This is a genomic window from Pseudomonas sp. Pseusp11, from assembly GCF_047304405.1.
In the GTDB taxonomy this organism is placed as follows: domain Bacteria; phylum Pseudomonadota; class Gammaproteobacteria; order Pseudomonadales; family Pseudomonadaceae; genus Aquipseudomonas.
Genome location: NZ_JBGLZF010000049.1, coordinates 1 through 25,436, shown reverse-complemented (window position 1 = coordinate 25,436; position 25,436 = coordinate 1). Strand labels below are relative to the sequence as shown.

At 60.1% G+C, this 25,436-nt stretch carries 21 protein-coding genes; 12 read left to right on the top strand and 9 right to left on the bottom strand.

All coding sequences use genetic code 11. The features are described 5' to 3' along the window. The first annotated feature begins 5 nt into the window (after window positions 1-5). The 5 genes from ACCC96_RS26485 to fdhA all read left to right on the top strand — a co-directional run bounded on the left by ACCC96_RS26485 (window position 6) and on the right by fdhA (window position 6,445). On the top strand, window positions 6-335 hold the full coding sequence (locus ACCC96_RS26485; protein WP_007907563.1) for a sarcosine oxidase subunit delta: 330 nt from the start codon (window positions 6-8) through the stop codon (window positions 333-335). Beyond that, window positions 332-3,349, top strand: a complete 3,018-nt coding sequence (locus ACCC96_RS26480) for a sarcosine oxidase subunit alpha (RefSeq protein ID WP_019650294.1) — start codon at window positions 332-334, stop codon at window positions 3,347-3,349. Before ACCC96_RS26485 ends, ACCC96_RS26480 begins: the two co-directional genes overlap by 4 nt. A 57-nt stretch (window positions 3,350-3,406) precedes the next feature. Then, window positions 3,407-4,039: a sarcosine oxidase subunit gamma gene (locus tag ACCC96_RS26475; protein ID WP_019580687.1), complete on the top strand. Its 633-nt coding sequence runs from the start codon at window positions 3,407-3,409 to the stop codon at window positions 4,037-4,039. Between the two features lie 196 nt (window positions 4,040-4,235). Next, window positions 4,236-5,093: a formyltetrahydrofolate deformylase gene (purU, locus tag ACCC96_RS26470; RefSeq protein ID WP_018928799.1), complete on the top strand. Its 858-nt coding sequence runs from the start codon at window positions 4,236-4,238 to the stop codon at window positions 5,091-5,093. 152 nt (window positions 5,094-5,245) lie between these two features. Beyond that, window positions 5,246-6,445, top strand: a complete 1,200-nt coding sequence (fdhA, locus tag ACCC96_RS26465) for a formaldehyde dehydrogenase, glutathione-independent (protein WP_019580688.1) — start codon at window positions 5,246-5,248, stop codon at window positions 6,443-6,445. A gap of 74 nt (window positions 6,446-6,519) precedes the next feature. Here the strand turns inward: fdhA and ACCC96_RS26460 are convergent, their stop codons facing one another. Beyond that, complete coding sequence (locus ACCC96_RS26460; protein ID WP_258671377.1) at window positions 6,520-6,867, bottom strand: hypothetical protein; 348 nt, start codon at window positions 6,865-6,867, stop codon at window positions 6,520-6,522. 232 nt (window positions 6,868-7,099) lie between these two features. Between ACCC96_RS26460 and ACCC96_RS26455 the strand changes: the two genes are divergently transcribed. Next, a complete protein-coding gene (locus ACCC96_RS26455; RefSeq protein WP_019650295.1) occupies window positions 7,100-7,714 on the top strand; it encodes a DUF2780 domain-containing protein in 615 nt (204 codons plus the stop codon). Window position 7,715: 1 nt separating this feature from the next. Here ACCC96_RS26455 and ACCC96_RS26450 read toward each other — a convergent pair whose 3' ends face one another. Next, on the bottom strand, window positions 7,716-8,600 hold the full coding sequence (locus tag ACCC96_RS26450; RefSeq protein ID WP_413697360.1) for an acyltransferase: 885 nt from the start codon (window positions 8,598-8,600) through the stop codon (window positions 7,716-7,718). Window positions 8,601-8,937: 337 nt separating this feature from the next. Here ACCC96_RS26450 and ACCC96_RS26445 point away from each other — a divergent pair, with 337 nt between their 5' ends. The 4 genes from ACCC96_RS26445 to creD all read left to right on the top strand — a co-directional run bounded on the left by ACCC96_RS26445 (window position 8,938) and on the right by creD (window position 13,110). Further along, window positions 8,938-9,444: an ATP-dependent zinc protease gene (locus ACCC96_RS26445; RefSeq protein WP_018928803.1), complete on the top strand. Its 507-nt coding sequence runs from the start codon at window positions 8,938-8,940 to the stop codon at window positions 9,442-9,444. A gap of 59 nt (window positions 9,445-9,503) precedes the next feature. Next, window positions 9,504-10,193 carry a two-component system response regulator CreB gene (creB, locus tag ACCC96_RS26440; RefSeq protein ID WP_258671374.1) on the top strand — a complete coding sequence of 230 codons (690 nt, stop codon included), beginning with the start codon at window positions 9,504-9,506 and terminating at the stop codon, window positions 10,191-10,193. Then, entirely contained in the window at window positions 10,193-11,620 is a 1,428-nt protein-coding gene (creC, locus tag ACCC96_RS26435; RefSeq protein WP_413697359.1) for a two-component system sensor histidine kinase CreC, read from the top strand. Before creB ends, creC begins: the two co-directional genes overlap by 1 nt. A gap of 119 nt (window positions 11,621-11,739) precedes the next feature. Beyond that, a complete protein-coding gene (gene creD, locus ACCC96_RS26430; RefSeq protein WP_019650300.1) occupies window positions 11,740-13,110 on the top strand; it encodes a cell envelope integrity protein CreD in 1,371 nt (456 codons plus the stop codon). A gap of 181 nt (window positions 13,111-13,291) precedes the next feature. Here the strand turns inward: creD and ACCC96_RS26425 are convergent, their stop codons facing one another. The 3 genes from ACCC96_RS26425 to ACCC96_RS26415 form a co-directional block, all read right to left on the bottom strand. Beyond that, window positions 13,292-13,921, bottom strand: coding sequence for a glutathione S-transferase (locus tag ACCC96_RS26425; RefSeq protein ID WP_413697358.1), 630 nt, complete (start codon window positions 13,919-13,921; stop codon window positions 13,292-13,294). 204 nt (window positions 13,922-14,125) lie between these two features. Next, complete coding sequence (locus ACCC96_RS26420; RefSeq protein ID WP_413697357.1) at window positions 14,126-14,833, bottom strand: PolC-type DNA polymerase III; 708 nt, start codon at window positions 14,831-14,833, stop codon at window positions 14,126-14,128. Continuing rightward, complete coding sequence (locus ACCC96_RS26415) at window positions 14,830-16,770, bottom strand: putative nucleotidyltransferase substrate binding domain-containing protein (protein WP_349747378.1); 1,941 nt, start codon at window positions 16,768-16,770, stop codon at window positions 14,830-14,832. The genes ACCC96_RS26420 and ACCC96_RS26415 overlap by 4 nt, the downstream gene beginning before the upstream one ends. 265 nt (window positions 16,771-17,035) lie before the next feature. Between ACCC96_RS26415 and ACCC96_RS26410 the strand changes: the two genes are divergently transcribed. Then, window positions 17,036-17,482, top strand: coding sequence for a response regulator (locus ACCC96_RS26410; RefSeq protein WP_413697356.1), 447 nt, complete (start codon window positions 17,036-17,038; stop codon window positions 17,480-17,482). Window positions 17,483-17,760: 278 nt separating this feature from the next. Here ACCC96_RS26410 and ACCC96_RS26405 read toward each other — a convergent pair whose 3' ends face one another. Next, window positions 17,761-19,938, bottom strand: coding sequence for a malate synthase G (locus ACCC96_RS26405; RefSeq protein WP_258671362.1), 2,178 nt, complete (start codon window positions 19,936-19,938; stop codon window positions 17,761-17,763). A 581-nt stretch (window positions 19,939-20,519) separates the two neighbouring features. Here ACCC96_RS26405 and ACCC96_RS26400 point away from each other — a divergent pair. Then, window positions 20,520-21,038, top strand: coding sequence for a glycine cleavage system protein R (locus ACCC96_RS26400; protein ID WP_007936467.1), 519 nt, complete (start codon window positions 20,520-20,522; stop codon window positions 21,036-21,038). Window positions 21,039-21,253: 215 nt separating this feature from the next. Here ACCC96_RS26400 and rarD read toward each other — a convergent pair whose 3' ends face one another. The 3 genes from rarD to ACCC96_RS26385 all read right to left on the bottom strand — a co-directional run bounded on the left by rarD (window position 21,254) and on the right by ACCC96_RS26385 (window position 25,333). Continuing rightward, on the bottom strand, window positions 21,254-22,141 hold the full coding sequence (rarD, locus tag ACCC96_RS26395; protein ID WP_019580701.1) for an EamA family transporter RarD: 888 nt from the start codon (window positions 22,139-22,141) through the stop codon (window positions 21,254-21,256). A 152-nt stretch (window positions 22,142-22,293) separates the two neighbouring features. Next, a complete protein-coding gene (locus ACCC96_RS26390; protein WP_019650305.1) occupies window positions 22,294-23,268 on the bottom strand; it encodes a serine/threonine protein kinase in 975 nt (324 codons plus the stop codon). Between the two features lie 163 nt (window positions 23,269-23,431). After that, entirely contained in the window at window positions 23,432-25,333 is a 1,902-nt protein-coding gene (locus ACCC96_RS26385) for a PhoX family protein (RefSeq protein WP_413697355.1), read from the bottom strand. Window positions 25,334-25,436 lie beyond the last annotated feature (103 nt).

Sequence of the window (25,436 nt, the reverse complement as noted above, 5' to 3'; positions counted from 1 at the left end):
TCCCTATGTTGCATATCTTCTGTCCTCACTGTGGCGAACTGCGCTCCGAAGAGGAATTCCATGCATCCGGCCAGGCGCACATCCCGCGTCCACTGGATCCGAACAGCTGCACCGACGAGGAGTGGGGCGACTACATGTTCTTCCGCGATAACCCTCGCGGTCTGCACCACGAACTGTGGGATCACGTCGCCGGTTGCCGTCAGTACTTCAACGTGACCCGTGACACCGTGACCTACGAGATTCTCGAAACCTACAAGATCGGCACCAAGCCGCAGTTCACCGACAAGACCGACAGCCCGAAAGCGGCCGCCACGGCTCTGGGAGAGAAGGTATGAGCCAGATCAATCGCCTGTCCAACGGCGGACGCATCGACCGCAACAAAGTGCTGAGTTTCACCTTCAACGGCCAGGTCTACAAAGGTTTTGAAGGCGACTCGCTGGCCGCAGCCTTGCTGGCCAACGGTGTCGATATCGTCGGCCGCAGCTTCAAGTATTCGCGCCCACGCGGCATCTTCGCCGCCGGTGCCGAAGAGCCGAACGCCGTGCTGCAGATCGGTGCGACCGAAGCCACGCAGATCCCGAACGTACGCGCCACGCAACAAGCGCTGTATCAAGGCCTGGTCGCCACCAGCACCAACGGCTGGCCAAGCGTGAACAACGACATGATGGGGATTCTCGGCAAGGTCGGCGGCAAGCTGATGCCACCGGGCTTCTACTACAAAACCTTCATGTACCCGCAATCGTTCTGGATGACTTACGAGAAGTACATTCGTAAGGCAGCCGGTCTTGGCCGTTCGCCGACCGAGAACGATCCGGACACCTACGACTACATGAACCAGCACTGCGACGTGCTGATCGTCGGCGCTGGCCCTGCGGGTCTGGCGGCTGCACTGGCGGCTGCCCGCAGCGGCGCCCGTGTGATCCTGGCCGATGAGCAGGAAGAGTTTGGTGGTAGCCTGCTCGACTCCCGCGAAAGCCTCGATGGCAAACCAGCTACCGAGTGGGTTGCCAGCGTCATCGCCGAGCTGAAAAACACCCCTGACGTGCTGCTGTTGCCGCGCGCCACGGTCAACGGTTACCACGACCATAACTTCCTGACCATTCACGAGCGCCTCACCGATCACCTCGGCGACCGCGCTCCGATCGGCCAGGTGCGTCAGCGCATCCACCGGGTTCGCGCCAAGCGCGTGGTGCTGGCGACAGGTAGCCACGAGCGTCCACTGGTTTACGGCAACAACGACGTGCCGGGCAACATGCTCGCCGGCGCTGTGTCGACTTATGTACGTCGCTATGGCGTGGCACCGGGCAAGAAACTGGTGCTGTCGACCAACAACGACCACGCCTACCGCGTTGCCCTGGACTGGCTCGACGCCAGCCTGCAAGTGGTGGCCATCGCCGACGCCCGCAGCAACCCTCGCGGTGCGCTGGTGGAAGAAGCGCGCGCCAAAGGCATTCGCATCCTGACCGGCAGCGCCGTGATCGAGGCCCGTGGCAGCAAGCACGTGACCGCCGCTCGCGTTGCAGCGATTGATGTAAAAGCACACACCGTGACCAGCCCGGGCGAATGGCTCGATTGCGACCTGGTCGCCAGTTCCGGCGGTTACAGCCCAGTGGTTCACCTGGCTTCGCACCTGGGTGGCAAGCCGATCTGGCGTGAAGACATCCTCGGTTTCGTACCGGGCGAAGCACCGCAGAAACGCGTGTGCGTCGGTGGCATCAACGGCGTCTACAGCCTCGGCGATTCGTTGGCCGATGGTTTTGAAGGCGGTGCTCGCGCTGCCAGCGAAGCTGGTTTCGGCAAGGTCGAAGGCGTACTGCCCAAAGCCCTGAGCCGACTCGAAGAGCCGACGCTGGCGCTGTTCCAGGTGCCTCACGAAAAAGCCACTGCCCGTGCGCCGAAGCAATTCGTCGACCTGCAGAACGACGTCACCGCAGCCGCCATCGAACTGGCGACCCGCGAAGGTTTCGAATCGGTCGAGCACGTCAAGCGCTACACCGCACTGGGCTTTGGCACCGATCAGGGCAAGCTCGGCAACGTCAACGGCTTGGCCATCGCCGCCCGTTCGCTGAACGTGACCATCCCGCAGATGGGCACCACCATGTTCCGCCCGAACTACACGCCGGTGACTTTCGGCGCCGTGGCCGGTCGTCACTGTGGGCACATCTTCGAGCCGGTTCGCTTCACCGCGCTGCATCACTGGCACGTGAAGAACGGCGCCGAGTTCGAAGACGTCGGTCAGTGGAAACGTCCTTGGTACTTCCCGAAAAACGGTGAAGACCTGCATGCCGCGGTCAAGCGCGAATGCAAAGCCGTGCGCGACAGCGTCGGCCTGCTGGACGCTTCGACCCTGGGCAAGATCGACATCCAGGGCCCGGACTCCCGCGAGTTCCTCAACCGTATCTACACCAACGCCTGGACCAAGCTCGACGTGGGCAAGGCGCGCTACGGCCTGATGTGTAAAGAAGACGGCATGGTGTTCGACGACGGCGTGACTGCATGCCTGGCCGACAACCATTTCGTGATGACCACCACCACCGGCGGCGCTGCGCGCGTGCTGCAATGGCTGGAAATCTACCACCAGACCGAATGGCCAGACCTGAAGGTGTACTTCACTTCCGTGACGGATCACTGGGCAACCATGACCCTGTCCGGGCCGAACAGCCGCAAGCTGCTCAGCGAAGTCACCGACGCCGACCTGAGCAACGAAGCCTTCCCGTTCATGACCTGGAAAGAAGCCCTGGTCGGTGGCGTGCCGGCGCGGATTTTCCGGATTTCGTTTACCGGTGAGCTGTCGTACGAAGTCAACGTGCAGGCCGACTATGCGATGGGCGTGCTGGAAAAAATTGTCGATGCTGGCAAGAAGTACAACCTGACGCCATATGGCACTGAAACCATGCACGTACTGCGGGCCGAGAAGGGCTTCATCATCGTCGGTCAGGACACTGACAGTTCGATGACCCCGGACGACCTGAACATGGGCTGGTGTGTCGGTCGCACCAAACCGTTCTCGTGGATCGGCTGGCGTGGCATGAACCGTGAAGACTGCGTGCGTGATCAGCGCAAACAGCTGGTTGGCCTGAAGCCGATCGATCCGACCAAATGGTTGCCGGAAGGTGCTCAACTGGTGTTCAACACCAAGCAAGCCATCCCGATGACCATGGTGGGCCACGTGACTTCCAGTTACCTGCACAACTCCCTGGGCTATTCGTTTGCCATGGGCGTGGTGAAAGGCGGCTTGAAGCGCATGGGTGAGCGGGTGTTCGCACCGCTGGCCGACGGCAGCGTGATCGAGGCGGAAATCGTTTCTTCGGTGTTCTTCGATCCGAAAGGCGATCGCCAGAACGTGTAATCGATCACCCCCCGCGCCAGGCGCGGGGGGCGACAAAGAATTCAGGACAGGTGCTTTATGACCGCAGCCAATGTTTACCAACAACGCCCAACCACTGGGGCCAAGGCCGAGTCGTCGCTGCATCACGCCGACCTCGCCAGCCTGGTGGGCAAGGGTCGCAAAAACGCCGGCGTGATCGTGCGTGAGAAAAAACTCCTCGGTCACCTGACCATCCGTGGCGATGGCCACGACGCCGCGTTCGCTGCTGGTGTGCACAAGGCCCTTGGCATCGAATTGCCAGGTGCGCTGACCGTGATCATCAAAGGCGAAACCAGCCTGCAATGGATGGGGCCGGATGAATGGCTGCTGATCGTGCCGACCGGTGAAGAATTCGCCGCCGAGAAAAAACTCCGTGAAGCGCTGGGCGACCTGCACATTCAGATCGTCAACGTCAGCGGTGGCCAGCAGATCCTCGAACTCAGCGGCCCGAACGTACGTCAAGTGCTGATGAAATCCACCAGCTACGACGTGCACCCCAACAACTTCCCGGTGGGCAAGGCTGTTGGCACGGTGTTCGCCAAATCGCAACTGATGATCCGCCATACCGCAGAAGACACCTGGGAACTGCTGATTCGCCGCAGCTTCTCGGATTACTGGTGGTTGTGGTTGCAGGATGCGGCGGCTGAGTACGGGCTTAGCGTCCAGGCGTAATTAGGTTTGTGACTGCTTTTGTGGCGAGGGAGCTTGCTCCCGCTCGGCTGCGCAGCAGTCGTAAACCCTGCCTCCGCGTTCCTTCTGCAGGAATGCGGATGTTGATTTTGGGGTCGCTTCGCAACCCAGCGGGAGCAAGCTCCCTCGCCACAGAGTTCTCTCTGATCACAGATGTTGCAGCAGGAGTCACCGCACTATGAGCCGCGCCCCAGACACATGGATTCTGACCGCCGACTGCCCAAGCGTCCTCGGCACCGTGGATGCGGTGACCCGCTTTCTGTTCGAGCAGGGCTGCTACGTCACCGAGCACCACTCCTTTGATGACCGGCTCTCAGGCCGTTTCTTCATCCGAGTGGAGTTTCGGCAACCCGACGCTTTCGACGAACAAGCCTTCCGCGCAGGCCTGGCGGAGCGTGGTGCCGCCTTCGGGATGGTCTTCGAGCTGACCCCGCCGAACTACCGGCCAAAAGTGGTGATCATGGTCTCCAAGGCCGATCACTGCCTCAACGACTTGCTCTACCGCCAGCGCATCGGCCAGTTGTCGATGGACGTGGTCGCGGTGGTCTCCAACCACCCGGACCTCAAGCCGTTGGCCGACTGGCACCAGATTCCGTACTACCACTTTCCGCTGGACCCCAACGACAAACCATCGCAAGAGCGCCAGGTCTGGCAGGTGATCGAAGAGGCCGGCGCCGAGCTGGTGATCCTTGCCCGCTACATGCAGGTTCTGTCGCCAGAGCTGTGCCGCAAACTCGACGGCAAGGCGATCAACATTCACCACTCCCTGCTGCCGGGCTTCAAGGGCGCCAAGCCGTATCACCAGGCCTACAACAAAGGCGTGAAACTGGTCGGCGCCACGGCGCATTACATCAACAACGATCTGGATGAAGGTCCGATCATCGCCCAGGGCGTGGAAGCCGTGGATCACAGCCACTATCCCGAAGACTTGATCGCCAAGGGGCGGGATATCGAAGGGCTGACGTTGGCGCGGGCCGTGGGTTATCACATTGAAAGACGCGTGTTCCTTAACGCTAACAGGACAGTTGTTCTCTAGCGTTTTTACTGCCTGAAAAGATCGCCTGCCTCTGTAGACGCTGCCGAAGGTTCGGGCCGCGTTCGGACGATCTTTTGATTTATCGAGCAATCAACGCGCCGCCGCTTCCTGGCGACGCGACCGCTACATAAAAACAACAGCGAGGTGAAAGCATGTCTGGTAATCGTGGTGTGGTGTATCTCGGCGCAGGCAAGGTCGAAGTACAGAAAATCGACTATCCCAAAATGCAGGACCCGCGCGGCAGGAAGATCGAGCACGGTGTCATCCTGCGCGTAGTTTCCACCAACATCTGTGGTTCCGATCAGCACATGGTGCGCGGTCGTACCACCGCTCAGACCGGTCTGGTGCTGGGCCACGAGATCACGGGTGAAGTGATCGAGAAGGGTAGCGGTGTCGAGAACCTGCAGATCGGCGACTTGGTGTCGGTACCTTTCAACGTTGCCTGTGGCCGTTGCCGTTCGTGCAAAGAGCAACATACTGGCGTCTGCCTGAGCGTTAACCCGGCGCGTCCGGGCGGTGCCTATGGTTATGTCGACATGGGTGACTGGACCGGTGGCCAGGCTGAATACGCGTTCGTGCCGTATGCCGACTTCAACCTGCTGAAACTTCCAGATCGCGACCGGGCCATGGAAAAAATCCGTGACCTGACCTGTCTCTCCGACATCCTGCCGACCGGTTACCACGGCGCAGTGACTGCCGGCGTTGGCCCTGGCAGCACCGTGTACGTCGCCGGCGCCGGCCCGGTTGGCCTGGCAGCTGCCGCTTCCGCTCGCCTGCTGGGTGCTGCGGTGGTGATCATCGGTGACGTCAACCCGATCCGCCTGGCCCATGCCAAGGCTCAGGGCTTCGAAATCGCTGACCTGTCGACAGACACCCCGCTGCACGAACAAATCGCTGCACTGTTGGGCGAACCGGAAGTGGACTGCGCCGTCGATGCCGTAGGCTTCGAAGCTCGCGGTCACGGCCATGCCGGCGTGAAGCACGAGGCTCCGGCCACCGTACTCAACTCGCTGATGGGCGTGGTTCGCGTCGCTGGCAAAATCGGTATTCCTGGCCTGTACGTCACCGAAGATCCGGGTGCAGTGGACGCTGCCGCGAAAATGGGCAGCCTGAGCATCCGCTTCGGCCTGGGCTGGGCCAAATCCCACAGCTTCCACACCGGCCAGACGCCAGTGATGAAGTACAACCGCCAGCTGATGCAGGCGATCATGTGGGACCGCATCAAGATTGCCGACATCGTCGGTGTGGAAGTCATCAGCCTGGATGATGCGCCACGGGGTTACGGCGAGTTCGATGCCGGCGTGCCGAAGAAGTTTGTGATCGATCCGCACAAGTTGTTTAGTGCGGCATAAGTAAAAAAACGGGCGGCCCTTGGGTCGCCCGTTTTTTATATGAATCAAAGGTACTCAGTAAAAGGTACCCGGCATTAGCTTGCCTTGAGCTTCAGATAAGGAACCGCTGTCTCGCCATTCTCTACTAACGTTTTGCCGCCGTAGCTGCAGATGGAGCCATCAAAGCTTTCGGCTTTCAGTTCGTATTTTTTGGCCAGATAATCATCGTTGGTAGCCATTGTGACGCCAGTCCATGTTTTGCCATTGGCGGTCGCGGTGTATTTGTAACCTTCATTGAAAGGGGCGGGAATATTCTTGTCGTCACTTGTATAAGGCGATGATTTGATATCACCCACTTTAGGGCAGGTGCTGACGTCTGCTGCATAAACATTGCCCATCAGCGCCATCATTGCAAACACACCCACCGCAATTTTGCTTTGCATTATTTAGTACTCCATTACGTAATTGGAGTGCCAATGCTGGTGGGCTTTCCTTTTTGTGCCTACTGTCAGATTTGATAGTTTTTTATGCTGTTTTCGAATCGTTAGTAGCTTAATTATTCGAATATGAAATAAGCGAACTAGACAAGGAACATGCCTCCGGATACCCGGTCCAATCGGCAGTTTTGCCGCTCCCGTTACCGGGCGGTTTTTCATGGCACAAGAGGATGTCTGGATGAACGTTTCACGCGGTTTTGCACTGGCATCGCTCATGGTTGTCGCTTCGTTGACGACGCTGGCCGCCAGCCCGGCCTTTGCACAGTTAAGCCTCAGCGATGCGGTCAAGGCGGTGTCATCGATGCAGGACGACGAGGATGTCGAGGGTGTCGAGGCCGATGATGTCGATGGCATCGTGGCGGCGGCGCCCAAGGCGGCCGGTTTGCTCAATACCCTGGGCTCGCAGCTCGACATCACCCCGGAACAGGCCATCGGTGGCGCCGGTGCGATGTTGGGGCTGGCGCGGAATCAGCTCAGCGGCCAGGACTTCTCCGAACTGAGCAAAACCGTGCCGGGCCTCGCTCAGATCGCCGGCAACAGCGCGATCAGTGGGCTGACTGGCTTGGGTGGGCTACTTGGTGCGGGTTCAGACAAGAATGCGTTGCTCGATGGCTTACTGGGTAACGTCAAGGACACCAAGGACCTGAACAACGCCTTCAGCGCCCTGGGCATGGACACCGGGATGGTCGGCGTGTTTGCCCCGGTGATCCTGCAATACCTCGGTCAGCAAGGCGTTGCCGGTTCGTTGCTGCAAAACCTCGGCGGGATCTGGGGCACAGGCGCCGGTAGCTGAGTCAGCCCTCGGCGCGTAGTGCCTGGATGCGCCGGTCCTTCTCGATCCAGAGCTGGTTGACCCAGTTCTGGATTGTTTCGCGAAACACCGGATCGTTTTCGTAATCGCCTTGCCACAGTGCCGGGTCCAGTTCGCGGGTGTGGATGTCGATGATCACCTTGGGCACGTTGCCACTGAGCAAATCCCAGAACCCCGGGATCTTCTGCTGCGGATACACCACCGTCACATCGAGAATGGCGTCCAGCTGTTCGCCCATCGCCGCCAGCACAAACGCCACGCCGCCTGCCTTTGGCTTGAGCAGGTGGGTGAACGGTGACTGTTGTTGGGCGCTTTTCGCTGCGGTGTAGCGGGTGCCTTCCAGATAATTGACCACCGTCACTGGCTGGCGCTTGTACAACTCGCAGGCTTGTTTGGTGATCTCCAGGTCCTTGCCGGCCAGCTCCGGGTGCCTCTTCAGGAACGCCTTGCTGTAGCGCTTCATGAACGGATAGTCCAACGCCCACCAGGCCAGGCCCAGGAATGGCACCCAGATCAATTCTTTCTTGAGGAAGAACTTGAAGAACGGCGTGCGCCGGTTCAGTGCCTGGATCAGCGCCGGGATATCGACCCAGGACTGATGGTTACCGATCACCAGATACGAGGTGTCGCCGCGCAGCTCATCGCCGCCGCGAATATCCCATTGGGTGGGAATGCACAGGCGGAAGATCAGCTTGTCGATCTCGGCCCAGGTCTCGGCAATCCACATCACCGCCCACGAGGCGTAATCGCGAAAGCGCCCGGGCAGGAGCAGTTTGAGCAGCGCGAACACCATCAAAGGCCCGAACAGGACCAGCGTGTTAAGCAATAGCAGCAGGGTAACGAAACAGCCGGTGAGCAGGCGGCGCATAGATAACTCTTGAAAGCGTGTGGGCGCGCCATGATAAGCAGCTTCGGGTGACAGGCCAAATCACCGATAACGAATGTTTCACCTTTGCGGCGATATGCTCTCGACGTATCGACAATTGCCTTTGTGGCGAGGGAGCTTGCTCCCGCTGGGCTGCGTAGCGGCCCCAAAACCAGGCACCGCGATTTTCAGGTGTACCGCAGGCAACGGTTTTACGAGTGCTGCGCACCCGAACGGGAGCAAGCTCCCTCGCCACAAAAGTGGGAAGTGGTCCAACTATCGTTGTTTTTTGCGGTCTAGAATTCGGCCATGCGTCCACATCCTCAAGGAAGCCCCTTACGTGAAATCTCTCCTTGCACTGCTTGCCCTCGTGACCTTGCCGGTTCTGGCCGCTGAGCCGACCCTTTACGGGCGTTACGAATACATCGCGCTGCCGGAAATCGGCGGTGAAGTCCTCAAGGCCAAAATGGACACCGGTGCCCTGACCGCATCGCTGTCGGCCAAAGACATCGAAACCTTCACCCGCGACGGCGACGAGTGGGTGCGCTTTCGCCTCGCCACCAAAGGCGCGAGCAACAAGGTCTATGAACACAAGGTCGCGCGTATCAGCAAGATCAAGAACCGTGCCGATGAAGAAGATGAAGACAAGGCCGTGAGCGAAGTGACCAAGCGCCCAGTGGTCGATCTGGAACTGTGCCTGGGCAACGTCAAGCGCACCGTCGAGGTCAACCTCACCGACCGCAGCAGCTTCAATTACCCGTTGCTGATCGGCGCCAAAGCCCTGCGCGAGTTTGGCGCGGCAGTGAACCCGGCGCGTCGCTTTACAGCCGACAAACCCGACTGCTGATTGACGGCGAATCAGCCTTGGGGCACCGTTCGTCCACTTAACCAGCGGGCTCGGACGCCATGCCTCATATCCTGATTGTCGAAGACGAAGCGGCGATTGCCGACACCCTGATTTTCGCCTTGCAGGGCGAGGGCTTTACCACCACCTGGTTGAGCCTTGGCGCGGCGGCGCTCGAACATCAGCGCGCCACGCCGGCCGACCTGATCATTCTCGATATCGGCCTGCCGGATATCAGCGGCTTCGAGACCTGCAAGCAATTGCGGCGTTTCAGCGAAGTGCCGGTGATGTTCCTCAGTGCACGTGACGCCGAGATCGACCGCGTGGTGGGCCTGGAAATCGGCGCCGACGACTACGTGGTCAAGCCGTTCAGCCCTCGGGAAGTGGCGGCGCGGGTCCGGGCGATTCTCAAGCGCATGGCGCCACGACCGGTGGCGGAGATGTCGGAGGTGGCTTCAGCGCTGTTTCGCATCGACGGCGAACGGGTGCAGATCAGCTATCGCAACCAGCCGCTGAGCCTGACTCGCCATGAGTTTCGTTTGCTGCAATGCCTGCTGGAACAACCTGAGCGAGTCTTCAGTCGCGAGCAATTGCTCGATGCGCTGGGTGTGTCCGCCGATGCCGGTTACGAGCGCAGCATCGACAGCCATATCAAGAGCGTGCGCGCCAAGTTGCGCCTGGTGAAGGCCGACGCCGAGCCGATCCAGACTCATCGCGGCCTCGGCTACAGCTACAGCCCGGGGCACAGCTGATGTCACTGGGGATCCGGATTTTTCTGGTCTACGTGCTGTTCATCGGCCTGACCGGCTACTTCGTGCTCAACACCGTGATGGAAGAAGTCCGCCCCGGTGTGCGCCAGTCCACTGAAGAAACCCTGGTGGACACCGCCAACCTGATGGCCGAGATCCTGCGCGACGACTTCAAGGCCGGCACCCTCAGCCAGAACCGCTGGCCCGAGTTGCTCAAGGCTTATGGCGAGCGGCAACCGAAGGCGAAAATCTGGGGCCTGTCGAAGAATCAGGTCAATCACCGCATTTACGTCACCGATGCCAAGGGCATTGTGGTGCTGGATTCCAGCGGGATTGCGGTGGGCCAGGACTACTCGCGCTGGAACGACGTCTACCTGACTCTGCGTGGCGAGTACGGCGCGCGTTCGACGCGCAGCAACCCCGATGACTCGAACTCGTCGGTGATGCACGTCGGGGCACCGATTCGCGACAACGGCCAGATCATCGGCGTGGTGACCGTGGCCAAACCCAACAGCTCACTGCAGCCTTACGTCGATCGCACCGAACGGCGATTGCTGACGTATGGCGCCGGATTGATTGGCCTCGGTTTGTTGTTCGGTGCGCTGTTGTCCTGGTGGCTGAGCGCGGCACTGCGGCGGTTGACGGCTTATGCCCAGGCCGTCAGCGAAGGTCGACGGGTCGAGGTGCCGCATTACCGCGGCGGCGAGCTGGAGCAACTGGCCACGGCGCTGGAGCACATGCGTACCCAACTCGAGGGCAAAGCCTACGTCGAGCGTTATGTGCACACCCTGACCCATGAATTGAAAAGCCCGCTGGCGGCGATTCGCGGCGCGGCGGAGCTGCTGCAAGGCGAAATGCCGCCGGCCCAGCAGCAGCGCTTCGTCAGTAACATCGACAGCGAAAGTGCGCGCATGCAGCAGTTGATCGAGCGACTGCTGAATCTGGCGCAGGTTGAACAACGCCAAGGATTGGAGGAGCGGGTGGCGGTGCCATTGGCGGGCCTGGTGGAAGAACTGTTGAACGCGCAGGCTGCGCGAATCGAAGGCAAGCAATTGCGTGTGGAACGGCAAATTGCAGCGGATCTGAATCTGCTTGGCGAGCCGTTCCTATTGCGCCAGGCGCTGGGCAATCTGCTGGAGAATGCCTTGGACTTCACCCAGGCGTATGGCGTGCTGCGATTGTGTGCCGAACGAGTCGGTGAGCAGATCGAGTTCAGGCTGTTCAACCAGGCCGAAGCGATTCCCGACTATGCGTTGCCACGCTTGAGCGAGCGCTTCTACTCACTGCCGCGTCCGGACAGTGGACGCAAGAGCACCGGTTTGGGGCTCAATTTCGTTGAGGAAGTGGTCAAGTTGCATGGTGGTGTGATGAGTATCGGCAACGTCGACGGCGGTGTTCAAGTGCGTTTGCGGTTGCCTTCAGGCCGCTGAAGATCGCAGCCTTCGTCAGCTCCTACGCCGAGCGTAAACTCCACACACTCTCCACATTCGCCCCACAAATCTCCCACATACCCGATCCAGACTCTCTCCATCCAAACAGGGAGAGTCCCATGAACCGAAGCCTGACCCTAAAACTCGGGGCAATTGCCCTGCTGATTCTGTTGCTGCTGATCCCGTTGCTGATGATCAACGGCGTGATCCAGGAGCGCCAGCAACTGCGTGACGGTGTGCTCGAAGACATCGCCCGCAGTTCCAGTTACAGCCAGCAATTGAGCGGCCCGCTGATGGTGGTGCCTTATCGCAAGACGGTGCGTACCTGGAAAACCAACGAAAAAACCAACCAGCGTTATCAGGATGTCGGCGAGGAGCGTGGGCGTTTGTATTTCCTGCCGGAGCGTTTCGAACTCGACGGCCAGGTCCAGACCGAGCTGCGCGCCCGGGGTATCTACGAGGCGCGACTGTTCCATGCCGATAACCGCATCAGCGGGCATTTTTCGGTTCCGGCACAACTGGGCATCAAGGAGGACTTCGCCGATTACCGCTTCGATCAGCCGTTCCTGGCCGTTGGCATCAGCGACATCCGCGGCATCGAGAATGCGCTGAAACTCGAACTCAATGGCCAGAAGCTGGATTTTGTACCGGGTAGCCAGGTGGGCTGGTTGGGCGAGGGTGTGCATGTGACGTTGCCGGCGCTGGAAACCCAACAGGCTACGGAGCTGGCCTTCGGTTTTGACTTGCGTCTGCAAGGCACCGGCCAGTTGCAGGTTCTGCCGGTGGGCAAGACCAGCAAGGTGTCACTGGCCGCCAATTGGCCTCATCCCAGCTTCATCGGCAATTACCTGCCGGCCCAGCGGGAAATCACCGATCAGGGCTTTACGGCCAATTGGCAGACCTCGTTTTTCTCCACCAACCTGCAAGAGGCGTTGAACAGTTGCGTGTCCGGTGGTCAGTGCGAGGCGTTCAGCGGTCGCAGTTTCGGCGTGAGTTTCATCGACCCGGTGGACCAGTACCTGAAAAGCGATCGGGCAATCAAATACGCATTGCTGTTCATCGTCCTGACCTTCGCCGGTTTCTTCCTCTTCGAAGTGCTGAAAAGCCTGGCGGTGCACCCGGTGCAGTACGCCTTGGTGGGTGTGGCGCTGGCGTTCTTCTACCTGTTGTTGCTGTCGCTGTCCGAACACATCGGCTTTGCCCTGGCGTATCTGCTGTCGGCGAGTAGCTGTGTGGCGTTGATCGGTTTTTATGTCTGCCATGTGCTGCGCAGCGTGCGTCACGGTTTGAGCTTTTCGGCGGGGTTGGCGGCGTTATACGGGCTGCTTTACGGCTTGTTGAGCGCCGAGGATTACGCGCTGTTGATGGGCTCGCTGCTGTTGTTCGGGCTACTGGGTGTGTTCATGGTGCTGACCCGCAAGCTGGACTGGTACGGGATCGGGCAGAAAACCGCGAAGCCCTTGGACTTTGATATAGGTGCCGTGGAATGAGCCGGTGGTTGGGGTTGCGCGAGGATCAGCGTGTGGGTGAGGTGTTGGCGACGCGGATTGCCAGGTTGTTTGCACAGAGATCAAAAGATCGCAGCCTGCGGCAGCTCCCACAGGAGCACGCGTTCGGCGTAGGAGCTGCCGAAGGCTGCGATCTTCTGAGGCCGGCATGGCCGACCAAAGATCAAACCTTAGGCATCGTCGCGATCATCGAAGGCCGCTGACTCACTTCGAAATACCACTCGGCCAACTTTGGATTTTCCTTGCGCCATTCCAGATCCGGATGGCGCAAATCCAGATAACCCAAGGCACAGGCCACACTGATCGCTGCCACATCGAAATGGCTGGTCAGCTCGGCAATCGCATCGGCCTCCAACAGCGCCAGGGCGCGACGAATCTTGTCGCGTTGACCGTCGAGCCATGCGTCCCAATGTTTCTCCGGTGAGCGCAGGGCCACTTCATAGCGAACCATCACTGCGGCATCCATGATCCCGTCTGCCAGAGAGGCCAGGGTCAAGCGCCGCCAGCGCGCCGAGCCTTCACGAGGAATCAGCGGATTGCCGACGTGCTGGTGATCGAGGTAATCGAGGATCACCCGGCTGTCGTACAACACATTGCCGTCGGCCAGGCGCAGCGCAGGAATCTTGCCCAACGGGTTGTCTTCGTTGAGAGCCGGATCCGGGCTGACCGGCGTGAGCTGGCTGGCTTGCAGCGCCACGCGGTTGGTTTGACCGGTCTCGTGCAGCAGCACCATGACTTTGCGAACAAAGGGCGAGGCAGGGTTGTGGAACAAGGTCATGCTGGGGGTGGACATGTCGGCATCTCGATCATGGGCAGTGTCGGGAGCATAGCGCTTTGGTGTTTGAGTGTGTGCGAGCTTGTGGCGAGGGGGCTTGCCCCCGTTCGGCTGCGCAGCAGTCGTAAAACCGCCGAATGCGGTCTATATGGCGAAATGCAGGGGGCCGCTTCACGACCCAACGGGGCGGTGCGGCGGTCCGACAAGCCCCCTCGCCACAGGTCAGAACGAAGGCGCTTGCCGCCGCCGCTTCCACTGACTCAGCCGCTGCTGCAGGTTCAACGGGCTATGAATCTGTTGCTGCCGCGCCCGGCTGAACAAAATCAGCATCAGCTCCGCCGTCGCCAAGGCATCGGCGCTGGCGTTATGCCGCTCGAAGACCTCCAGCTTGAACCAGTCGATCCACTCGTCCAGCCCCGCCTCGCGAAAGTGCGCCTGGGGACAAAGCAGCGGGGCGATGTCCGCCACGTCCAGAAACGGATGCTGCAACTTGTAACCCAGATGCTCTTTCAGTGCACGCCCGAGCATGTGCTGGTCGAACGGCGCATGAAAGGCCAACACCGGACTGTCGCCGACAAACTCCATGAACTCGAGCAAGGCTTGCGCCGGGTCGCTGCCCGCGGCAATGGCGCTCGGGCCCAGCCCATGAATCAACACGCTGGGGCCGAGTTTGAGTTCGGTGCATTGCAGCGTGCGCTCGAACTGCTGGCTGAAGTCGATCGCCCCATCCTCGATCACCACGGCTCCGATGGACAGCAGCCGATCCTTGTTCAGATTCAGTCCAGTGGTTTCCAGGTCGAGCACCACCCAGCGTTGCTCGCGCAGGCTGCAGTCACTCAGCTCGGCCACGGTCGGCAAGCGCTCCAGACGTTGTTGCAGTTCACCGGACAAAACGGGACTGGCCGGGCGCAGCCATGAAAACAGGCTCATAACTGATACCGCAGGGTCAGGCTGCTTTGCAGGCGTTGGGCCTGGCGCAGGGATTCACGCAGGATGCGTCGGTCCAGATGATTGAGGCTGTCGGGATCGACTCGGTTGGAGTAGGGCAAGTTCTCCCGGGTCTGTAGCTGATGTTGCTGCATGCGGGTTTGCTGGATGAAGTGGTACGCCTCTTCATAGGCCGCGCCGTCCAGCTGATCGATGACCTCTTTTTCCACCAATTGGCGAAAGCGCTCCAAGGTGTTGTTGGCATCGATGCCGTGGGCCAGGGCCAGCACTCGCGCGCCGTCGACGAATGGAGTCAGGCCCTGGAGTTTCAGGTCGAGGGTGGCTTTCTCGCCATTCTTGCGCGCCAGGACGAATTCTCGGAAACGCCCTACGGGCGGACGGTTGCGCAGGGCGTTCTCGGCCATCATGCGCTGGAACAACCGGTTGTCGCCGACCTGATCGAGAATGCCCCGGCGCAGTTGCTCACAGCCTCGCTCATCCCCCCAGACCACGCGCAGATCGAAATAGATACTCGACCCCAGCAGGTTTTCCGGTGTCGCCTCGCGGATAAACGCTGCAAAGCGTCGTGCCCACTCGATCCGGGACAAACACAGCTCGGGGTTGCCGGCCATGATGTTGCCTTTGCACAAGGTAAAGCCGCACAGTGCGAGGCTCTGATTGACCTGCTGGGCGATGGGCAGCAACTTGCCGCGAATCTCGGCGGCGTGGGCCGCATCGCGAGCTTCGAACAGAATGCCGTTGTCCTGATCGGTGTGCAGCGTCTGCTCGCGGCGGCCTTCGCTGCCGAAGCAAAGCCAACTGAACGGCACGCCGGGGTCACCTTTCTCCGCCAAGGCCAGTTCGATCACCCGGCACACGGTATGGTCGTTGAGCAGGGTGATGATATGGGTGATCTGCGTCGAGGACGCGCCGTGGGCCAGCATCCGCTCGACCAATTGGCCAATCTCGCCGCGGATCGCCACCAGGTTCTCTACCCGTTGGGCACTGCGAATGGTCCGCGCCAGGTGCACCAGATCGACCCTTTGCAGGGAAAACAGGTCGCGCTCCGAAACTACGCCGCACAGGCGCTGGTCCTTGACCAGGCAGACGTGGGCGATGTGTCGCTCGGTCATGGCGATCGCTGCGTCGAAGGCACTGTGGTCCGGCGTCAGGTAAAACGGTGCCGGGGTCATGTGCCGCTCGATGGATTCATTGAAATCACTGGTGCCGTTGGCCACCACATGCCGCAAGTCGCGCAGAGTGAAAATGCCCAGCGGCGCCTTTTGCTCATCGACCACCACAATGCTGCCGACTTGCTGATCGTGCATCAGCGTCACCGCTTCACGCAGGGGTGTGATCGGGCTGCAGGTAACCGGGTGACGCATGGCCAATTCGCCCAGCCGGGTATTGAGCGAATACTGGGTGCCGAGGGTTTCCACGGCTTTTTGCTGGACTTGCTGATTGACCTGGTCCAGCAAGCTGCTGACACCACGTAGGGCAAAGTCACGGAACGGATTGGACAGTGCGAACAGTTTGATGAACGCGAGCTTATTCAGCTGTAGGCAAAAGGTATCTTCGGCCGCCAGATGTTCGGTGCGGGTTGCACGTTCGCCCAGCAGCGCGGCAAGGGGAAAGCACTCGCCGGTGGTGATTTCGAAAGTGGTTTCGGTGCCGCCCTTGGCCGTGTGCGGGCGCTCCCCCACGACCCGGCCCTGTTTGACGATGTAGAAATGCTCGATCGGGCCATCGGCGGGTTTGATGATGCTCTCGCCGGGGGCATAAAAACGCAGCTGGCATTGCTCCACCAGATAGGCCAGGTGAGCGTTTTCCATCTGATTGAAGGGGGGGAAGCGCTGCAGGAATTGCAAAGTGCCCTGGATGTTCTGCAACACCGCGGTTTTCCCTGCCTGGGTGAAGGCGTCCGCTTTACTCATAACCATTACCGCAGTCTTTTTCTGATTGTTGTGTCGGATCGTTGTTTCAGATCGTTCCAGGCATGGTCGACCCCTGCGGGCAGGGTGCCCATTGGACGTAAGTCTAGGTAGGCAGTGCAGCGGCCGGAATATGGGAAATGTCTGACACAACGGTGGGAAAAACCTCCTACATTGTCTATTGGAAAAGTTTCCGACGAAGTGCACATTGAAGTCTGCTGAGCGATGTCTGACGCCCTGTGTCAGGGATCGCATCGAAAACGTTGAGAACGCCATGTCCGACCACGATATTTTGAGTGATGCCGAGCGCGAAGCGCTCAGCGCCGTCATGCTGGAACCAGACTTGCCGCCGCAGCGGGTGCTGATCGTCGATGACGATAAGGATGCCCGCGAATTGCTGTCGGAAATTCTGGGGCTCGATGGCATTCACTGCATGACGGCGGCCAGTGGCGAAACGGCGCTCAAAATGCTGGAAGAGAAGCCATCGATCGGTCTGGTGATTACCGATCTGCGGATGGGGCATGTCGATGGCCTGGAACTGATCCGCCAGGTGCGGGAATCGGCACGTGCGGCGATGCCGATCATCATCGTTTCCGGCGATGCCGATGTGAAGGATGCGATCGAAGCGATGCACTTGCACGTCGTGGACTTTCTGCTCAAGCCCATTGATAGCGAAAAATTGCTTGAACTGGTCAAGCATGAGCTGGGGATGGATGTGTAGCGCGGACTTCCAGGTTGGCAGCTTTGGTGGCGAGGGAGCTTGCTCCCGCTGGGTTGCGAAGCAGCCCCAAAAACTGCGATCCCAATGTCCCTGATACACCGCATACACCGGATTTACGACTGCTGCGCAGTCGAGCGGGAGCAAGCTCCCTCGCCACAGGGGACCGCAGCGTGTCTAGTCCTGAAACAGGTGTGAACCTATTTCAGGACTAGACAGCGTAAATGAAAAAGCCCTGATCTCTCGATCAGGGCTTTTTCACGTCCGGCGTCAGCGTTTACTCAAAGGCCATTGGCAGCTTTGAACTCGCGACGACGACGGTGCAGAACCGGCTCGGTGTAGCCGTTCGGCTGTTTAGTGCCTTCGACCACCAGCTCGACCGCCGCCTGGAAGGCGATGTTGCTGTCGAAGTTCGGTGCCAGCGGGCGGTACAGCGGGTCATTGGCGTTTTGACGGTCAACCACCGGCGCCATGCGCTTGAGGCTTTCCATCACTTGCGCTTCGGTAACGATGCCGTGGCGCAGCCAGTTGGCGATGTGCTGGCTCGAAATACGCAGCGTCGCACGGTCTTCCATCAGGCCGACGTCGTTGATGTCCGGCACTTTCGAGCAACCTACGCCCTGGTCGATCCAGCGCACCACGTAACCGAGAATGCCTTGGGCGTTGTTGTCCAGTTCGTTCTTGATCTGTTCCGCAGTCCAGCTCGGATTCACAGCCAGCGGGATAGTCAGGATGTCGTCCACCGAAGCACGCGCACGTTTGGCCAGTTCGGCCTGACGGGCGAACACGTCGACCTTGTGGTAGTGCAACGCGTGCAGCGCAGCAGCGGTCGGCGATGGAACCCAGGCGGTGTTGGCACCGGCCAATGGGTGAGCGATTTTCTGTTCCAGCATCGCTGCCATCAGGTCGGGCATGGCCCACATGCCTTTACCGATCTGGGCACGACCTTGCAGGCCGGTGCTCAAACCGATGTCGACGTTCCAGTTCTCGTAGGCACTGATCCACTTCTCGGCCTTCATGTCGGCCTTGCGCACCATCGGGCCGGCTTCCATGGAGGTGTGGATTTCATCGCCCGTGCGGTCGAGGAAACCGGTGTTGATGAACACTACGCGCTCGCTGGCAGCCTTGATGCAGGCCTTGAGGTTGACCGTGGTACGGCGCTCCTCGTCCATGATCCCGACTTTCAGCGTATTGCGCGGCAGGCCGAGGACGTCCTCGATGCGACCGAACAGCTCGTTGGTGAACGCGGCTTCTTCCGGGCCGTGCATCTTCGGCTTCACAATGTAGACCGAACCGGTACGGCTGTTCTTGCGCGAGCTGTTGCCGTTGAGGCTATGGATCGCCGCGAGGCAAGTCACCAGACCGTCGAGAATGCCTTCTGGCACTTCGTTGCCGTCTTTGTCGAGGATCGCGTCAATGGTCATCAGGTGACCGACGTTGCGCACGAACAACAGCGAGCGACCGTGCAGGCTCAGTTCGCTGCCATCGAGAGCGGTGTAGGTGCGGTCGGCGTTCATGGTGCGGGTAAAGGTCTGACCGCCCTTGGAGACTTCTTCCGACAGGTCGCCCTTCATCAGGCCGAGCCAGTTGCGATAGATCACCACTTTGTCATCGGCATCGACTGCGGCGACCGAGTCTTCGCAGTCCATGATGGTGGTCAGCGCGGCTTCCATCAGGATGTCTTTGACACCGGCTGCGTCGGTCTGGCCGACCGGGGTGCTGGCATCGATCTGGATTTCGAAGTGCAGGCCGTTGTTCTTCAGCAGGATCGCGGTCGGAGCCGCCGCATCGCCGTGGAAACCGATCAGTTGAGCATCGTTGCGCAGGCCAGTGTTGCTGCCGCCTTTGAGGGCGACGACCAGTTTGCCGTCAACGATTTTGTAGCCGGTGGAGTCGACGTGGGAACCGGCAGCCAGTGGCGCGGCCTCGTCGAGAAAGGCGCGGGCGAAAGCAATGACCTTGTCGCCACGTACCTTGTTGTAGCCTTTGCCCTTTTCCGCGCCATCCGCTTCGCTGATGGCGTCGGTGCCGTAGAGCGCGTCATACAGCGAACCCCAGCGGGCGTTCGAGGCGTTGAGCGCGAAACGGGCGTTCATTACCGGCACCACCAACTGTGGGCCGGCCATGCGGGCGATTTCGTCATCGACGTTTTGTGTCGTTGCCTGGAAATCGGCCGCTTCTGGCAGCAGATAACCGATGTCTTGCAGGAAGGCTTTGTAGGCCACCGCATCGTGCGCAACACCTGCACGAGCCTGGTGCCAGGCATCAATGCGAGCCTGGAAATCATCGCGTTTGGCGAGTAGGGCTTTGTTCTTCGGCGCCAGGTCATGGATGACCTTGTCGGCACCGCCCCAGAACGTGTCGGCGGTGAGGCCGGTACCGGGAATGGCTTCGTTGTTCACGAAGTCGAACAGGACTTTGGCGACCTGCAGGCCACCGACTTGAACGTGTTCAGTCATTGCTTGCCTCACTCTGCTCAGCTATTTCGCTTTTCAGCTCTTCAATTTAACAATGAAGCCTCTGGCCATTTAAACCACAAACCCTTCTACCAGTACATGCCATTGCTGGCGGCTGGGTTCGTTCCGATCAACGGCATTGCGGCCTTGCTGACGGGGCTTTCAGGGTTGCGAGTGTGCCTGCGGCAGACATCGATCCAACGTTATGTAGTGCGCGCTGCGGCATACTACATGATGAATTGCGGTTGTGAAAATTAGACTAATTACGTCGTTCTGCGACCCTATGACGCATTGCAGTCATGTCGGGGAACGGGATGTTCTCAAAAAACCATTGGATTGTTCCAGCTAAATATAAAAACTTGTACACATAATCTTCGATGCCCTGCTATGGAGAGGGGGTTTTTGTGGCGAGGGGGCTTGCCCCCGTTCGGCTGCGAAGCAGTCGTAGATCGCCTGATGCGAATACGCTGGAGAAACTCAAGGGGCCGCTTCGCGACCCAACGGGGGCAAGCCCCCTCGCCACAACCAGCGCCTTGCCTATACTTGCCTTTCCATAACAAAAGTCATGACAAGAGGGCTGCGCCATGGACCATCTCGTACTCACGGTATTCGCCCCGGACAAGCCCGGGCAGGTCGAGCGCATTGCCCAATGCATTGCCGAGCACGGCGGCAACTGGCTGGAGAGCCGCATGTCGCGTATGGCCGGGCAGTTCGCCGGGATTCTTCGGGTAGGCGTACCCGCCGAAGCCTACGATGAACTGGTAGACGCCCTACAGGGACTGTCGACCCAGGGCATCCGCGTGATGATCGCCGAAAGCAGCATCGAACAATCCTGCACCTGGAAGCCGATTGCCATGGAACTGGTGGGCAATGATCGTCCGGGCATTGTGCGAGACATTACGCGTCTGCTGAGTGAGCAAGGGGTGAGCCTGGAGCGGCTGGTGACCGAAGTGCGTCCGGCGCCGATGAGCAGCGAGCCGTTGTTCCATGCCGAAGCAATTCTTGCGGTGCCCTTGACCTTGTCGCTGGAGGTGCTGCAATCGCGCCTGGAAACCCTGGCGGACGACCTGATGGTCGAATTGGTGCTGCGCAGCGAACCTTGAACAGGTTATCCAAGTTATACGTGCACCTGCCTGTGGATAACCTGTAGAGACACCCCGCCAGCCCGCGCCGGCCGGGGCTCTTCAGGATCTGATCAAAAAACCAGCAGTTTCAGCGACTTGCGCACAAACGCCGGGGATCACGCTGTGGATAACCTTGGGAAGGATGGATGCAGGCCACGGGAGACGTGGCCTGTAGAGGTTTGTACGTTTTCTGATCAGCTGCGGCGGCGCAGACTTATCCACGCGTCGATGCTGTAAACCGCCAGACCTGCCCAGATAAAGATGAACGCCACCAGCGTGCTGGACGACAAGTGTTCGCCAAACAGCAGTACGGCTTGCAACAGCACCAGCGTCGGCGCCAGGTACTGGAGAAAACCGAGGGTGGTGTAGGGCAAGTGCCGTGCGGCGGCGTTGAAACACACCAGCGGCACCAACGTCACCGGACCGGCGGCTACCAGCCACCAGGCTTCGGAGCTGGTCCAGAATGCGGCTTGCGCGCTGGTCGCCGTCGGATTGAACAACAGCCAGGCGACAGCAATCGGCACCAGCATCCAGGTTTCCACCACCAGCCCCGGCAGCGCCTTGACCGGCGCCTGTTTGCGGATCAGGCCGTAGAAGCCGAAGGTCAATGCCAGCACCAGCGACACCCACGGCAGACTGCCGACTTGCCACACTTGCTGCGCGACACCGACCGCTGCCAGCCCCACCGCAATCCACTGCATGCGCCTTAGCCGTTCGCCGAGGATCAGCATCCCCAGCAACACGTTTACCAATGGATTGATGTAGTAACCGAGGCTGGCTTCAAGCATGCGTCCATTGTTCACCGACCAGACGTAAGTCAGCCAGTTGGCCGCGATCAGCGTGCCGCTCAGGGCCAGGATCGCCAGCCGCCGTGGATTCTCACGCAGCTCGCGCCACCAGCCGGGATGCTTCCAGACGAGCAGCAGCAAGGCGCCGAACAACGCGGACCAAAGCACTCGGTGGATGATGATCTCCACGGCGGGCACGCTGGCGATGGCTTTGAAGTAGAGCGGGAACAATCCCCAGATGATGTAGGCACTCAGGCCCAGAATGTACCCGCGACGCAGGTTGGCGGCTTGCATGAGAATCCTTGCTTAGGCAGCTAACAAAGAAGGGATTGTAAGGAGGTTGTATAGATGTGTCGTGCCCGAATGCAAAAGATCGCGGCGCCCCAAGGCGCGTAGGAGCTGCCGAAGGCTGCGATCTTTGATCTTTTGATCTCGAAATCCTGAAATTAAAAAAGCTTCAACGGCTCTTCATTCAGCGCCGCCAATTGCTCACGCAACGCCAACACTTGATCACCCCAATAGCGCTCGGTGCCGAACCACGGAAAGCTGCGGGGGAAGGCCGGGTCGTCCCAGCGGCGGGCGAGCCAGGCGCTGTAATGCATCAACCGCAAGGCGCGCAGCGGTTCGATCAGCGCCAGTTCCCGCGGATTGAAGTCGTGGAATTCGCTGTAGCCATCCATCAGTTCCGACAACTGCCCCAGACATTCCTGACGGTCACCCGCCAGCATCATCCAGATATCCTGCACCGCCGGACCCATGCGGCAGTCATCGAGGTCGACGATGTGGAACATCTCGTCGCGGCACATCATGTTGCCGGGGTGGCAATCGCCATGCATGCGGATGTTCTGGTGTGGCGTGGCCTGATAGACCTCTTCCACGCGCTTGAGCAGGTCGCGGGCCACGGATTCGTAGGCGGGCAGCAGGCTGCGCGGGATGAAATTGCCTTCGAGCAAGGTGGTCAGCGAGTCATGACCAAAATTCTTCACCCCTAGCGCTTCACGATGCTCGAACGGTTTTGTAGCACCGACCGCATGCAGACGACCCAGCAGTTGGCCCAGGCGATACAGTTGATCAAGGTTGCCCGGCTCCGGAGCGCGGCCGCCACGGCGAGGGAACAGGGTGAAACGGAAACCGTTGTGTTCGTGCAGGCTTTCATCGTTATGGATCATCGGCGCGACCACCGGTATATCGCACTCGGCGAGCTCGAAGGTGAAACGGTGTTCTTCGAGAATCGCTTCGTTGGTCCAGCGCTGCGGACGGTAAAACTTGGCGATCAGCGGCTCGGAGTCTTCGATGCCAACCTGATAGACACGGTTCTCGTAGCTGTTGAGCGCCAGAATGCGCGCGTCGCTGAGAAAGCCGATGCTTTCGACGGCATCGAGCACGAGGTCTGGGGTGAGGGTTTCAAACGGGTGGGCCATGCTGACTCCTGCGCGCGGCAGGCTGCCGCGTCCGGCCAAGCATGGTAGCGCAGACGGGGCATCTTTAGGGGGTGGGCTTGAGGTAAGAGTTGTTTGGGCTGACGCTTTCGCGGGCAAGCCTTGCTCCTACGGTAGGCGCGAGACTTGCCGCGAAGAGGCCCTGTCAGGCGCCGACGATCCCGCCATCCTCGCGGGTAATCGCCATCACCGAAGACCGTGGCTTGCCGTTGGGCAGATGCTCAGGGAACGTCGAACCGCCGTTTTCCCCCGGATGCTGAATCCCGACAAACAAGGTCTTCTGATCCGGCGAGAAGCTGATCCCCGTCACCTCACAGCCCACCGGCCCGACCATGAAACGGCGGATCTCACCGGTTGCCGGGTCAGCACAGAGCATCTGGTTATTGCCCATGCCCGCGAAGTCGCCCGCATTGCTCGTGTCGCCGTCGGTCAGAATCCACAAGCGTCCGTCCTTGTCGAAGCCCAGGCCGTCCGGGCTGTTGAACATGTTCTGCGGGGTGATGTTTGACGAGCCGGCCTTCGGCGTGCCGGCGTGGACGCCCGGGTTGCCGGCGACCACAAACAGGTCCCAGGCAAAGCTATTCGAACCGTGATCGTCGCGGTCGGTGCGCCAGCGCAGGATCTGCCCGTAGACGTTCTTCTCGCGTGGGTTCGGGCCGCCCACCGGTTGGCCTTCTTCGCCGCGCTTGGCGTTGTTGGTCAGGGTGCAATAGACCTGGCCGTCCTTGGGGCTGACGACGATCCATTCCGGGCGGTCCATGCGCGTGGCGCTCACCACGCTGGCGGCGAGGCGCGCATGAATCAGCACTTCGGCCTGATCGGCAAAACCGCTGCTGGCGTCGATGCCGTTTTTGCCGTGGGTCAGTTCGATCCACTGGCCCTGGCCTTTCGGATGATCGGCGTTGCCGTCGCCCGCATCGAAACGCGCCACGTACAAGGTGCCGTGGTCCAGCAGATCGCGGTTGGCTTTGGGGTTTTTGTGGTTGATCTTGTCGCGGCTGACGAATTTATAGATGAACTCGCCACGTTCGTCGTCGCCCATGTACACCACGGCGCGACCGTCGTTGGTTTCGGCCAGGGCAGCGTTTTCATGTTTGAAGCGGCCCAGCGCGGTGCGTTTGACCGGCGTCGATTGCGGATCGAACGGGTCGATTTCCACCACCCAGCCGTGGCGGTTGAGCTCGTTGGGGTTCTTTGCCAGGTCAAAGCGTGGATCGTGTTGATGCCAGTTGATGTCTTTGCTGGTTGCCACTGCGCCGTAGCGTTTCTGCGCGGCGTCGAATTTTTGCTCGGCATTGCTGCTGCCGAAGCAGTCGGTGAAGTTCTCTTCGCAGGTCAGATAAGTGCCCCACGGCGTTTTGCCGTTGGCGCAATTCTGGAAGGTGCCGAGGACTTTCTTGCCGTGTTTGTCGGCACTGGTTTTCAGCAGGTCGTGACCCGCTGCGGGGCCGCTCAGTTTGATGGGCGCATTACCGTGAATGCGCCGGTTGTAGCGCGAGCCCTGGACGAACTGCCACTGGCCGTTCTTGCGCTGCACTTCGATCACTGACACGCCTTCGCAGGCCAGGGCCTTGCGCACATCTTCCGCCGATTGCGGCATGCCGCCGTGGGGGTAGAGGTAGCGGTAATTGGTGTATTCGTTGTTGATCGCCATCAGCGCCCGGTCTTTGTCACCGGGGAATTCGAACAGGCTCATGCCGTCGTTGTTGTCGCCGAACTGGACTTCCTGCGCCTGGGCCGTGCCGTTACCGCTAGGGTCGAACGCCGGGCCATTCTTTTGCAGAGGCTGACCCCAGCTAATCAAAACCGAGGACTTGTAGCCCGGCGGCAGGGTGATGGTATCGGTGGTGGCGGCGGCAATGCTGTCGAAGCCCAACAGCTTGCTGGAACCGGCGCTGACGCTGGCGGCCAGCACGCTGCGACTCAGCAGGTTGCCACCGAGAAACATCGCCGCACCGCAGAGGGCGCCGGCGCTGATGAAGCCACGACGGCTGAGGCCGACCATTTTTTCGAGGTCGGTGGGTTGGTTGTCTTCTAATAGGCTCACATCAGGCTCCCTGCGGGTTTTTGCAGCCACCTTAAGGGCGGTTGATGAAGCTTTTGTTGCAGTCACCTCGTAGGAGCTGCCGAAGGCTGCGATCTTTTGATCC